We start from the raw sequence: 11931 nt of genomic DNA, 5'->3' as shown, positions 1-11931 counted from the left end.
TTCTAGCTTGCCTAGTCGTCCAATTGGTCATGACTAAAGGTCGATGGTCGCATAAGTGGCGTTCTCTTCGATAAAGTTCCGACGCGGTGCCACATGGTCGCCCATTAACATGGAGATCATTTGGTCGGCTTCCACTCCGTCTTCAACGCTGACTTGAAGCATGCGACGCGTACTTGGGTCCATGGTCGTATCCCAGAGCTGTTCGGCATCCATTTCGCCCAGCCCCTTATAACGTTGGACAACGGGCTTGGGTCGCTCAGGAAGACTGGCCATATAAGCCTCTAATTCGGCATCCGATTCAATATATTGGATCTTCTTCCCTTGGCGTACCTGGTAGAGGGGAGGAACCGCAATATACACATAACCCGCATCCAAGAGGGGACGCATATAACGATAGATCAGGGTCAATAAGAGGGTCCGGATGTGGGCCCCATCGACATCGGCATCGGTCATGATAACGAGCCTATGGTAGCGGGCCTTGGAGACATCGAAGTCATTGCCCCAGCCCGTCCCCATCGCTGTAAAGAGGGAACGAATCTCTTCATTGGCTAAGATCCGGTCCATAGATGCCTTTTCAACATTCAAGATCTTACCACGGATAGGCAAGATAGCTTGGAAGTGACGGTCCCGGCCGTTCTTAGCGGAACCCCCAGCGGAATTTCCTTCGACGATGAAGAGTTCGCATTCCTCGGGCACCCGGCTGGAACAATCAGCCAATTTACCCGGTAGGTTGGAGATCTCTAGCCCAGACTTCTTCCGGGTCATTTCCCGGGCCCGTTTGGCTGCCTTCCGTGCCTTAGAAGCAACCAGCCCTTTATCGACAATTTGCCGGCCGATATTAGGATTCTCTAAGAGGAAGGTCGAAAAGTGCTGGCCAAAGAGTCGGTCGGTAATCGTTCGTACTTCCGAATTCCCGAGTTTCATCTTGGTTTGCCCCTCGAATTGAGGATCGGGATGGCGGACTGAAACAATCAGAGTCAGGCCTTCACGCACATCTTCCCCGGTCAGGTTCTCATCATTGTCCTTGAGAATATTGACATTCCGGGCATAGTCGTTGATGGTCCGGGTGAGGGCGGTCTTAACCCCAGATTCATGGGTCCCCCCTTCAAAAGTATGGATATTGTTAGCAAAACTCATAAAGTTCACATGGAAGTCGTCCGTATACTGGAGAGCAACTTCGACTTCAATATCATCCTGTTCCCCTTCTAGATAGATCGGTTCAGGGAAAAGCGGAGTCTTATTCTGGTTGAGGAAGTCGATATACTCCTTAATCCCACCTTCGAAGTGGTAGCTGTATTCAACCGTTTCCTCTTCCCGCTTATCAGTCAGTGAAATCCGCAAGCCCTTGTTCAAGAAGGCGAGCTCCCGGGTCCGTTTATTCAGAATTTCTCGGTTATAGACCGTTGTTTCTTGGAAAATCTCACTATCGGCTTTGAAGGTGACGACCGTTCCTTGTTGGTCGGTTTCTCCCGTCACTTCGAGCTCAGTCATGATCTTCCCCCGGCTGTATTCTTGGTGGTAGACCTTACCATTCTTGTAGACATCGACGTGGAGCCATTCGGAGAGAGCATTCACCACTGAAGCCCCAACCCCGTGCAGACCGCCAGAGACCTTATAAGAGCCTCCGCCAAATTTACCGCCAGCGTGGAGAACATTAAAGACCGTCTCTACCGCTGGCCGGCCAGTTTTTTGTTGGATATCGACAGGAATCCCCCGGCCGTCGTCTGTAATCCGAATCACATTATCTTCCAAGATTTCAATTTGGATATGCTTGGCAAAACCAGCTAAGGCCTCATCGATTGAGTTGTCGACAATCTCCCAAACTAGGTGGTGGAGGCCGGTCTCACTGGTCGACCCAATATACATCCCAGGCCGTTTCCGAACCGCCTCGAGCCCCTCTAGGACTTGAATTTGGCTGGCATCATAACTCTCTGCCAGATGGGCCAGCTCCTCCTTGCTTGGTTCGTGGCTTTCTTCCTGTGCTTGGTCTTCAAAGTGTTTCTCATCTGCCATCGCTTTCCATCACTCCTTTTAGTCATCCAATCGTTGGACTTGTCCCTGCGCAATCTCAAACAGCGCCGGCTCATCAATCTGTTCTTCCTGGACCCCATCGAGACTGGTCGTCGTCAAAAAGGTCTGAACTTTCTTTTCAATGGTTTTGAGCAAGTGGGTCTGCCGGTCATCATCCAACTCACTCAAGACATCATCCAATAAGAGAATGGGGTATTCCCCCGTCATCTCCTGCATACACTCAATTTCTGCTAATTTCATACTCAAAACGGTGGTCCGCTGCTGGCCTTGTGAGCCAAACTTCTGGACATCCTGGCCGTTAATCAAGAATTGAAGGTCATCCCGGTGGGGGCCAGCTAAGCTCACCCCGCGGTCCAATTCCCGTGCCCCAACTTCTTCAAACTTAGCCAAGAGGGCCTCATAGACATTCTCCTCAGAGGGAGCCTGGGGCAGGTCGACCGCAGTCCGATAGCGCAGGCTGAGTTCTTCCTTGCCCTGGGAGATATTGTGATGGAGCTCGCTCGCCCAGGCCTCTAACTTATCGAGGAAGGCCAAGCGCTGGCAAATAATCCGGGCGCCCGCAGCAGCCACTTGCTCCGTCAATATCTCCAAGTAAAGCTTATCTTGGGCCTGCTGACTGAGTAGCTGCTTTAGATAGGCATTACGCTGCTTTAAGATCTGCTGGTAGTCAACCGAAGTATGCAGATAAACAGGGCTCATCTGGCTGAGCTCCATATCAATAAATTTCCGCCGCAATTGCGGGGCCCCCTTGACCAGGTCCAGGTCTTCAGGGGCAAAGAGCACCACATTCAAGCGGCCAATATAGTCACTCAGACGACGCTGTTCGAGGTGGTTGACCTTAACCAACTTGCCGCTTTTGGTCAGCTTGACACTCAAGGGCAGCTGGCCGAAACGGTTGCTGACCCGGCCTTCAACCAGGGCTTCCTGACTCTCCCAGCGCAAGAGCTCGCGGTCATGGTTAGTCCGGTGGCTGCGGGCTAGGGAGAGGATATAGATCGCCTCTAAGAGACTGGTCTTCCCCTGGGCATTGTCCCCGATAAAGACATTGATCCCCGGTGAAAAAGTCACCTCAGCAGACTCATAATTTCTGAAATTGAGCAGGCGGATCTCATCGAGGATCATGGGCATCTTCCAAAGCCGCGTCAGAAGCACTGACAAGCTGGAAAATGGCTTCCTCAGCAGGCACTTCAACTACTGACCCTGGATAAATCTTTCGTCCTCGACGCTGATCCTGCTCACCATCAATATAAACCGCAAATTCAGACAGGTACCATTTCGCCTGGCCACCCGTTGCAATAATGCCTGTTTCCTTCAACAATTGGGTCAAAGTCATAAAGTCACCCGTTATCTCAATGGTCTCAGTCATTGCGTCACTTCCTTTCCATCTTCCTTAGCTTCCGCTAAATAAAAAATCGCAATCCCTGCTCGAACCGGCAGAGATTTGCGATTTAGCCAAATACGAGCCAAAGCGGTCGTCGCAAATTAAAAAATCTATAGCTCATTTAGATCTATACTGTCACTTCTTATTATACCCCAAAAACCGCTTTTTTGCAAAGAGAGGGGGCTATTGGCTTGTTTTTTATTGGGAGGGAAATTCGTCTCTAAATAATGAAAAGCCTTCTCAGGACAAAATAAGGCCACTTTAAGAAAAAACTTGTCTTATTTTTGTGAAAGCCGAGTATTCAATCAAAAGAAGCAAGCAGAGAAGATAAATGAAACTTATTTCATGCGATGGAAAGTTCCGATTGACAAAAGACGAACAAACTGCCTATAATCAAGACACAGGAAATGAATGTCTTCCTTGGGCCTAGCCCTAAACCGCTATTGATGATTCAAAAGCTGATGACTTCTGCTGTAAAGAGCAGGGGCATCAGCTTTTTTGCTCTTTATTCAACTAAATATTCAAAGGAGTGATACGATGTTACTAATGAGCTTTGCTTATATCTTTATCTTTGGGCTCTTGATCGACCGGATCTGCAAGCAGTTCAAGGTGCCGAGCTTGGTTGGTTTTCTCTTTCTAGGAATTGTCCTCGGCCCCCATGTCTTCAATCTCTTGGATGGGGGGATCCTTGACCTGTCGGCTGACCTCCGCCAAGTCGCCCTTATTATTATTCTCAGTCGGGCGGGGCTGTCGCTCGACCTCAAGGGCTTATTGAAGGTGGGGCGCCCAGCCTTACTCATGTGCTTTGTCCCAGCGACTTTCGAAATCTTGGGGACGGCGCTACTGGCTCCTAGCATTTTAGGCATTTCTCGGATTGATGCCTTGCTTTTGGGGACCGTCTTGGGTGCTGTTTCGCCGGCTGTCGTCGTCCCTAAGATGATTAAACTCATAGACAAAGGTTACGGTATGGACAAGCAGATCCCTCAGATCGTCTTAGCGGGGTCTTCGGCTGACGATATCTATGTCCTAGTCCTCTTCTCCTCCTTCCTTGGGCTAGCCCAAGGTGGCGATTTCCAAGCCAGCCAGCTCCTAAATATCCCAGTCTCTATTGTCCTCAGTATCCTGGTCGGTGGACTAGTTGGGGCAGGGCTCAATGCCTTCTTCAAACGCTTCAACTGGTCGAGCATTAGTCAGGTCGTCTTCCTTCTTGGCTTCTCTTTCGTCTTTGTCTCCTTGGAGAAAACCTTCCCTCAAGTCCCCTTCTCCGGTATCTTGGCTGTCATGAGCATGGGTATCCTGATCAACCGTTTGGACGGCAACCGCGCCCAGGACCTCTCCCGCTACTACAATGCTTTGTGGATTCCAGGCGAAATCCTACTCTTTGTCCTGGTAGGGGCCTCTGTCAACCTGCCCTACGCCTTCCAAGCCGGCTGGCTGCCCATCTTACTGATTGCCCTAGTACTCTGCTTCCGTGCTGTAGGCGTCCTCATCAGCCTCAGCCGGACCAATCTTAGCCTCCAAGAACGGGCCTTCAGTGTTATCGCCTACCTGCCTAAGGCCACCGTCCAAGCAGCTATTGGGGGGATTCCCCTAGCTATGGGCCTGCCTGCTGGCGAAATCATCCTCACCGTCTCTGTCGTCGCCATCCTCCTCACCGCCCCCCTAGGCGCATTCGGCATCGATCTGACCTATCGCAAATGGCTCAAGCAAAAATGATCATCCACATGTGGATAAAACAAAGACCTTCCCACTGCTCGTGGGAAGGTCTTTTTAAGTCTTAGTTTTTTATTTGTTTAAATAATAGATAAGCTATATAGGCAAGTAAGACCAAAAAGAGGGCTAGACGACGCTGAGAAGCTTCTGGGAACACTTGGATAATTAGGTTGACTAAAAGTAAAATGACCCCCATTTGCACCAAAGCTCGGACTAAGTTGCTAGGCCATTTATCAAAACCATGCTCTTCGCAAGCCTTCTTAAAATAAATCATCGTCCAAGAAGTATAGAGGGCCAAATTTTCAACGAAGCGGCTGACATCTGAAAAAACTAACACAACATATGCCAGCAAAGGCAAGCAAATAAGCGCATTGGTTACTTTTCTTAGCCTATCTTCTGTCATCACGACCACCTCTCTTGAAATCCAATCATTCGTCTTATATTTATAGTATAAAATAAAAAGGCAAAGACATAAAGTTGCTAGTCGGTAAACTACACCATAAACAAAGCGCCCCTAGGCCAGTCTTAGCTCATCTCAGCTAAAACAGGTCAGGAGGCGCTTTTTTAATTTTTTAAGTCTAGTTCCCCGGTGTCCGGATAGGGGTAATCAATTGAACAAAGTTGAAGTTATCCTGGGCATTGGCTGGCAGGAGAATAAATTGGTGGGAAGGGGATTGGAAGCGCAGAGCAATCTCTTGGGCGCCAAAAGTTCTCAGGGCTTGGCGCATGTAGTCCGGGTTGAAGGAGATCGCTAGGCTTTCCCCATCAGCAGAGGAAATATTTAATTCTTCTTCCACCTCACCGACTTCAGCAGACTGACCGGATAGGACAACCTGGTCACTGTCAATCGTCAACTTAACCACATTGTTGCGGCCTTCATGGCTCAGGATCAGTGCCCGTTCAATGGCACTCAATAGGTCTGGCGCATCAATCTGGATCCGGGTCTGGTAGTCTTCAGGCAGGAGCCGGTCCGTATCAGGGTACTTGCCTTCAAGGAGACGGGAATAGAGGTAAATGTTATCGGTCTTAAAGAGAACCTGCTTATCTGCCACCATCATCTCAATGTTATCGCTATCTTCAGCAATCCGAGTCAGTTCACTCAGACTGCGGCCCGGAATATTTAAGGCAAATTCTTGATCAGCTAGGCTTTCAGGAACTTCCAAGGGCACAATTCGTTGACTGAGCCGGTGGGAATCTGTGGAAACTGCCTTGAGATGATTATCCGCAATTACAAAATGGATCCCTGTAAAAATCGGCCGAATTTCCTGGTTGGAGACAGAGATAATGGTATGGTTGATCACTTGCCGGAAGATATTGGCTGGAATGGTAAAGCTGGTATCGGAATCGATTTCCGGTAGCTTGGGGTATTCACTGCCTGCGGTCCCATTGAGGGTGAAGGCAGCTTGGCCAGCAGTAATATCTGTCTGTAGATTGTCCTTAACTTCTAAGTGCATGATCTCATTCGGCAATTTCTTAACAATTTCGCCAAAGAAACGAGAAGGTAAGACAATGGAACCTGCTTTTTCCACTTGCAATTGGTTGTCTTCATTATTGGCATCGATAAAGGCTTCGATTGAGATAGTGGAATCACTCCCGGTAAGGAGGATGCCGTTATCAGTTGCTAGAATTTTGACTCCTGTAAGGACAGGAATGGTAGTTCGTGAACTGATCGCACGTTGGACATTGCTGAGATTTTCAACGAAGACAGCACGGTTCACTGAGAATTTCATTTGAGCACTCCTTTATTTATATATATTAATATAAAGATAATAATAGTAATAGGGCCTGTTAAATCTGTGGATAAGTGGCTAATCCTTATAAGACTCCTGCTTTTCCACATGTGGAAAGTCTGTTTATAAGCTGGGGACTTTTCCTATAATTATCCACAGGGGCTTTTTTACTATTTTAACATAGTGAGCTTGTGGATACATTGATTAGCTATTTTTGAGTAGCTTTTCGATGTTTTCGACATCGCGTTTAACATCGGTCGATTCGTCGATTTCGCCAAGAATTTTTTCATGGGCGTGGAGGACGGTGGTGTGGTCCTTGCCGCCAAATTCCTGGCCGATCTTAGGCAGGGAAGCTTCGGTAATTTCCCGGGAGAGGTACATAGCGATCTGGCGGGGGACAACGATTTCCCGCTTACGTTTCTTCCCTTTGAGGTCTTCAACGGTGAGGTCGAAGTACTGGGCTACCGTTTCTTGGATTTCGGCTATCGAGGGCAAGGCCTGGGCTGAAGTGTCTTTATAATTGCGGAGGGCTTTGGCTGCCATGCTAGGGGTAATTTCTTCCTGGTGCATGACGGCATAGGCTTGGACGCTGGTCAGGGCCCCTTCTAGTTCACGGATATTGGTGTCGATTTGACCGGCAATATAGGTGAGGGTGTTGTCCTCAATGTCGATGTGGTTGACCTGGGCCTTATTGCGCAAGATGGCAATCCGTGTTTCCAGGTCAGGTGGGGTAATATCGGTTGACAAGCCCTGCTTGAAGCGGGAAACCAGCCGGTCTTCTAATTCGGGAATCTGGCTAGCGTCCCGGTCAGAGGTTAGCACAATGTGTTTGTTCTTATTATAGAGGGCATTGAAGGTATGGAAGAATTCCTCTTGGGTGGACTGCTTGTTCCCAATGAATTGGATATCATCCACGAGTAGGATATCGACTGTCCGGTACTCTTCGTGGAATTCAGAGGTTGAGTTAGTCCGAATGGCTTCAATAAAGTCATTGGTAAAGGTCTCACTAGTGACATATTTAACCCGGGCTTCGGGATTGGTCCGTAAGACTTCATGGCCGATTGCCTGCATCAAGTGGGTCTTCCCTAGCCCCACGCCCCCGAAGAAGAAGAGCGGGTTGTAGTCCCGGCCTGGTCCCTCAGCAACCGCTAGAGCAGCGGCATGGGCCATCTTATTGCCTTCCCCAACGATGAAATTATCGAAGGTGTATTTAGGGTTCAACATGGTGCTGCGGTCGTGGTAACGGTTGGTTTTCTCTTCTTCCTGGGGGCTCCGACCATTGAGTGTGAAGTTAGTGGCTGGTTGGCTAGCTAAGTGGACGACCACATCGATGTCATAACCTAGGTAGTTAAAGGCCACCTGTCGGATTTGGACCAGGTAGTGGTTTTCAATATGTTTCTTGTGTAGTTCAGAGCCCGCCACAAGATAGAGGGTATTATTCTCTAAACGCTCCGGACGTAACTCTGAAAACCAGGTTTCGTGACTGGCTTTTGAGAGTTCTTCTTTAAAATAATTGTCAATATACTCCCAAAGTTTCATCATTTCTTCCATGCGTATATCTCCTTAATAAACAAATTTGTATATCGTTTCTATCGTGGATAACTTATGATAAGTGGCAAGGAAAAGATCATTTCAATAAAAAAAGCTAAGTTATCCCCAAATTAATGGTAATAAAAGGATAACATGAAAAAAAGTCTTTTTCCACAGATAATTAAGCTGTGAATAGAAATTATCCCAAGTTGTGATTTAGTTTATCCACAAACTGTGGAAAGACACTTGTATAAATGGGGATAATTTGTCCTTGTGGATAGTTTTTAGCATTAAAAAGCTCGCTTATTAACACTTCATGCAACTTATGCACAGCTGTGGATAACAATTAACATTCTGTTGATATGTCCACAAGCCTGTGAAGAAGGCTGGGAAAACTTCCCCACAAGTCGCCTTATCCACCTCCTTGTTTAAAAGAAATCCACAATTGTGAAGAAAAAAATAGAAATTTATCCGAAAAAGGGCTTGAGTCAAACGCTTGTGTTATGGTAAAATAACCCTTGTGTTGACATTCAACTTTTCAATAGCAAGTCGACAGGTTGAAATCAAATGATAAAAACATTCAATCATCATAGGAGGTGTAGTCATGAAGAGAACCTACCAACCAAATAAACGTTCACGCCAAAAGAAACATGGTTTCCGTAAACGTATGAGTACTAAAAACGGACGTCGCGTATTAGCAGCTCGCCGTCGTAAAGGAAGAAAAGTTATTTCTGCTTAAGACCACAAAAGCTGTGGTCTTATTTTTTTTAGGGGGGATTTGAATGCGTAAAGCCTATCGGGTGAAATCTGAAGCAGACTTTGGTCGGGTCTTCCACCAAGGTAAAAGTACTGCAAACCGTCAGTTTGTTGTTTATACTATAGATAAGGAACAAACGCATTTTCGCCTGGGGATCTCCGTCGGTAAGAAGATTGGCAATGCGGTGACTCGTAACTATGTCAAGCGCCGGATCCGCCAGTCCGTTTATGAATTGCGAGATGTCATTCGCCCTAACCAAGACTTTATTGTAATTGCCCGTAAACCCACGGCACAGATGTCCATGGCTGAAATTAAGAAGAGTCTGGAACACGTCTTCAACTTAGCCGGCATCTTCAAGTCCGAGGCCAAGTAGTCGGGCTGGACGACAGATATTTTGGAGGAGTCAATTGAAATCAAAATTTTGGACCAAGAAAAAGCTAAGCCTTAGCTTAGTCTTAATGGCCTTGCCCCTCTTCTTGGGGGCTTGTGCAACGGCACGTGAACCCATCACAGCGGAATCTACCGGCTTTTGGGACCGCTATATTGTCTATAGTTTCTCGCGTTTGATTATCTGGCTATCAGACCTCTTCGGAGGGAATTATGGCCTGGGGATTATTGTCTTTACCTTAATCATTCGCCTGGTCCTGGTGCCTCTCTATCACTATCAGATTAAAAGTACAGAAAAAATGCAGGTAGTCCAACCTGAAATGCAGGCCCTGCGTGAAAAATATGCCTCAAAGGATCCAGAAACCCAGCAAAAACTGGAAGAGGAAATGGCCAAGCTCAATGAGAAGTATGACTATAACCCCCTCTCAGGCTGCTTGCCCATGCTGATCCAATTACCTATCCTTATGGGCCTCTACCAGGCCATCAGCCGGACCGAAGTGCTCAGCAATGGTCACTTCTTATGGATGGAACTCGGTCAACCGGACCCTTACTTCATCTTACCTGTCCTAGCTGCTGCTTTAACCTGGTACAATACCCGCCTGATGACGATCGGCAATCCGCAAAGTAACCAGAGCATGGCTGCCATGCAGTGGATGATGCCTGCCATGATCCTCTTTATGGGGGCGACGCTGCCAAGTGCTATCGCTCTCTACTGGGTGGCATCGAATGCCTTCACCATTGGTCAGACGCTCATTTTGAATAACCCTTATAAGAAGCGGGAAGCCCGTTTAGAGAAGGAAAAGGCTGAGCGTGACCTCGAGAAACGTTTGGAAAAAGCTAAACGCCACCCCCGGACGACCAAAAAGAAGCGTTAAGTAATGAAAAGTCAATGAGTGAAAGGAGTTTGAAGCAAGCATGCAAGCCAAAATATTTCAAGCCGACTCTGTGGAAGCCGCCATCAAGGCTGGTTTAAAAGAATTAGGAGCCGCCCAAGAAGAAGTTGAAGTGGAAGTGCTGCAGGAAGCACGCAAGGGTTTCCTAGGCATTGGGGCCCGCGATGCCATTGTTAAATTATTTGTCAAGGCAGCTGATCACTCAGAAGAAGGTCAAACAGAAGCTAGAGAGGATGCTGACGATCCAGATGACCCCGTCAGCAAGTCGGTCGCTGATCCGACCAATGAAGCGAGCACGTCCGCTGTCTATGTCGCAGATGATAAGCAAGCCCGGAGTCAACAAGGGCATGATCCTGCTAGCGATTCTGTCGAAGAAGTCCAAGCGATTTCAGCTGAAGAAGCGCCTGTCCTCGCCAAGGATGAGATCCAGGAAGATGGTCGTCCCCTAGCTGACCCTGTCCAAGAATCTGTTTCTGAAGAAGAAACAGGCACTGAGACGAGCCAGCAAGAGGAAGCAGCCCAAGATTCGGATAACGAAGAAGTAGCGGCTGTAGAAGAAGCGGAAGCTAGTAAGCAAGCTTCAGAACAGGCTGATCAAGCGGCTAACCAAGAGGAAGAAGACACACCGGCTGAAGACGAAAATGACAAAGTTTTCTACGATGTCGACTTCCCCGCCCGCTACATTATCGATGTCTGTGAAGCTTATGGGGTCGATGTTACAGTGGATGTAGAAGACCACGACCGGGAAATTATCTACCACATCAACACCGATAAGCCAGGCCTTGTCATTGGCAAGCACGGTAAGATCTTGAATTCACTCGAAGCCCTAGCCAAAGTGCTGGTCCACCGCCATGTCCGCAATCGCGTCAACGTCGTGGTCAATGTCGGCGACTACCGGGAACGCCGCTTGAAGACCTTGGAGCGCCTGGCGGAACGCACAGCGGATGAAGTGACGGTCAAACAATCCTCCGTCCAACTCTCCCCCTTGCCTGCCAATGAACGAAAAATTGTCCACCAAGCCCTCTCCAAGTATGACCACATCGAAACCCGGTCAGAAGGCCGAGAGCCCCACCGTTATCTGATTGTAGACTATAGACATTAGGGTGTGAGCAAAGGCGTTTAGAAAGGGATGACTGGTGGCAAAGAGGAAAAGAGCGGCATTAACCGGTCGTTCCGCTTTGCTGAAGTCACTCCCTTTCTGCCAAGTCGAACCCGACTAGAAAGGGTGAGAGACTTGGCGGTTAGAAGCTTACCACTGGAGCACGAACGAAAAAGGGCAAGCCATGCTTGCACGTTTCGTTCGTGTGAAGTGGAGAAGCTTCTGCCAAGTCGAACCCAACTAAAGGGTGAGAGGGAGCGCGGGTAGAAGTGGACCTCTGGAGCAAAGCAACAGAGAAGACCAAGAGTCTTCGGCGGCGCTTTGTGAAGAGGAGCCACTTCTGCGCGACTGAACCCAACTAAAGGGTGTGAGGGCACGCGTTCAACTTTCGTTCACTGGAGCAAGTCACC

General features: G+C 48.2%; 11 protein-coding genes and 1 riboswitch. Of the genes, 5 read left to right on the top strand and 6 right to left on the bottom strand.

Annotation, left to right across the window (positions count from 1 at the left end):
* Positions 1-33 precede the first annotated feature (33 nt).
* From gyrB to yaaA, 3 genes are read right to left on the bottom strand one after another with little or no spacing between them, the layout of a single operon-like run.
* Complete coding sequence (gene gyrB, locus QP339_RS08035) at positions 34-2013, bottom strand: DNA topoisomerase (ATP-hydrolyzing) subunit B (protein ID WP_284911080.1); 1980 nt, start codon at positions 2011-2013, stop codon at positions 34-36.
* Positions 2014-2031: 18 nt separating this feature from the next.
* Positions 2032-3153, bottom strand: coding sequence for a DNA replication/repair protein RecF (gene recF / locus QP339_RS08030; RefSeq protein ID WP_284911079.1), 1122 nt, complete (start codon positions 3151-3153; stop codon positions 2032-2034).
* Positions 3140-3397, bottom strand: coding sequence for a S4 domain-containing protein YaaA (gene yaaA / locus QP339_RS08025; RefSeq protein ID WP_284911078.1), 258 nt, complete (start codon positions 3395-3397; stop codon positions 3140-3142). Before yaaA ends, recF begins: the two co-directional genes overlap by 14 nt.
* 409 nt (positions 3398-3806) lie before the next feature.
* Positions 3807-3890: riboswitch (Fluoride riboswitch) on the top strand.
* 59 nt (positions 3891-3949) lie between these two features.
* Here yaaA and QP339_RS08020 point away from each other — a divergent pair.
* Positions 3950-5128 carry a cation:proton antiporter gene (locus QP339_RS08020; protein WP_284911077.1) on the top strand — a complete coding sequence of 393 codons (1179 nt, stop codon included), beginning with the start codon at positions 3950-3952 and terminating at the stop codon, positions 5126-5128.
* Positions 5129-5189: 61 nt separating this feature from the next.
* Here QP339_RS08020 and QP339_RS08015 read toward each other — a convergent pair whose 3' ends face one another.
* From QP339_RS08015 to dnaA, 3 genes are all read right to left on the bottom strand, one after another.
* On the bottom strand, positions 5190-5528 hold the full coding sequence (locus tag QP339_RS08015; protein ID WP_070619924.1) for a hypothetical protein: 339 nt from the start codon (positions 5526-5528) through the stop codon (positions 5190-5192).
* Between the two features lie 175 nt (positions 5529-5703).
* Complete coding sequence (dnaN, locus tag QP339_RS08010; protein WP_070619921.1) at positions 5704-6855, bottom strand: DNA polymerase III subunit beta; 1152 nt, start codon at positions 6853-6855, stop codon at positions 5704-5706.
* 204 nt (positions 6856-7059) lie between these two features.
* The gene (gene dnaA / locus QP339_RS08005; RefSeq protein WP_284911076.1) at positions 7060-8406 is read right to left on the bottom strand and encodes a chromosomal replication initiator protein DnaA; all 1347 of its coding nucleotides are present in this window, start codon (positions 8404-8406) and stop codon (positions 7060-7062) included.
* A 583-nt stretch (positions 8407-8989) separates the two neighbouring features.
* On the opposite strand from dnaA, the gene rpmH reads away from it, so the two are divergent.
* Genes rpmH through jag form a run of 4 tightly spaced genes read left to right on the top strand, consistent with a single transcriptional unit; the run spans position 8990 to position 11524 of the window.
* Positions 8990-9124 (top strand): 50S ribosomal protein L34, encoded by a 135-nt coding sequence (gene rpmH / locus QP339_RS08000; protein WP_083272416.1) that lies wholly within the window; start codon positions 8990-8992, stop codon positions 9122-9124.
* Positions 9125-9167: 43 nt separating this feature from the next.
* Complete coding sequence (gene rnpA, locus QP339_RS07995) at positions 9168-9515, top strand: ribonuclease P protein component (protein ID WP_070619915.1); 348 nt, start codon at positions 9168-9170, stop codon at positions 9513-9515.
* A 34-nt stretch (positions 9516-9549) separates the two neighbouring features.
* Positions 9550-10404, top strand: coding sequence for a membrane protein insertase YidC (gene yidC / locus QP339_RS07990; RefSeq protein ID WP_284911075.1), 855 nt, complete (start codon positions 9550-9552; stop codon positions 10402-10404).
* Positions 10405-10444: 40 nt separating this feature from the next.
* Positions 10445-11524, top strand: coding sequence for an RNA-binding cell elongation regulator Jag/EloR (jag, locus tag QP339_RS07985; protein WP_284911074.1), 1080 nt, complete (start codon positions 10445-10447; stop codon positions 11522-11524).
* Positions 11525-11931 lie beyond the last annotated feature (407 nt).

Source organism: Aerococcus sp. UMB7834 (assembly GCF_030215145.1).
In the GTDB taxonomy this organism is placed as follows: domain Bacteria; phylum Bacillota; class Bacilli; order Lactobacillales; family Aerococcaceae; genus Aerococcus.
Note: the sequence above shows the minus strand (reverse complement) of the source record. Positions and strands in the feature narration are given on the sequence as shown.

Coding starts and splice junctions, on each gene's coding strand:
- rnpA (WP_070619915.1), top strand. CDS start 9,168: ATGCGTAAAGCCTATCGGGTGAAATCTGAAGCAGACTTTGGTCGGGTC.
- recF (WP_284911079.1), bottom strand. CDS start 3,153: ATGATCCTCGATGAGATCCGCCTGCTCAATTTCAGAAATTATGAGTCT.
- dnaN (WP_070619921.1), bottom strand. CDS start 6,855: ATGAAATTCTCAGTGAACCGTGCTGTCTTCGTTGAAAATCTCAGCAAT.
- QP339_RS08015 (WP_070619924.1), bottom strand. CDS start 5,528: ATGACAGAAGATAGGCTAAGAAAAGTAACCAATGCGCTTATTTGCTTG.
- jag (WP_284911074.1), top strand. CDS start 10,445: ATGCAAGCCAAAATATTTCAAGCCGACTCTGTGGAAGCCGCCATCAAG.
- yaaA (WP_284911078.1), bottom strand. CDS start 3,397: ATGACTGAGACCATTGAGATAACGGGTGACTTTATGACTTTGACCCAA.
- gyrB (WP_284911080.1), bottom strand. CDS start 2,013: ATGGCAGATGAGAAACACTTTGAAGACCAAGCACAGGAAGAAAGCCAC.
- dnaA (WP_284911076.1), bottom strand. CDS start 8,406: ATGGAAGAAATGATGAAACTTTGGGAGTATATTGACAATTATTTTAAA.
- rpmH (WP_083272416.1), top strand. CDS start 8,990: ATGAAGAGAACCTACCAACCAAATAAACGTTCACGCCAAAAGAAACAT.
- QP339_RS08020 (WP_284911077.1), top strand. CDS start 3,950: ATGTTACTAATGAGCTTTGCTTATATCTTTATCTTTGGGCTCTTGATC.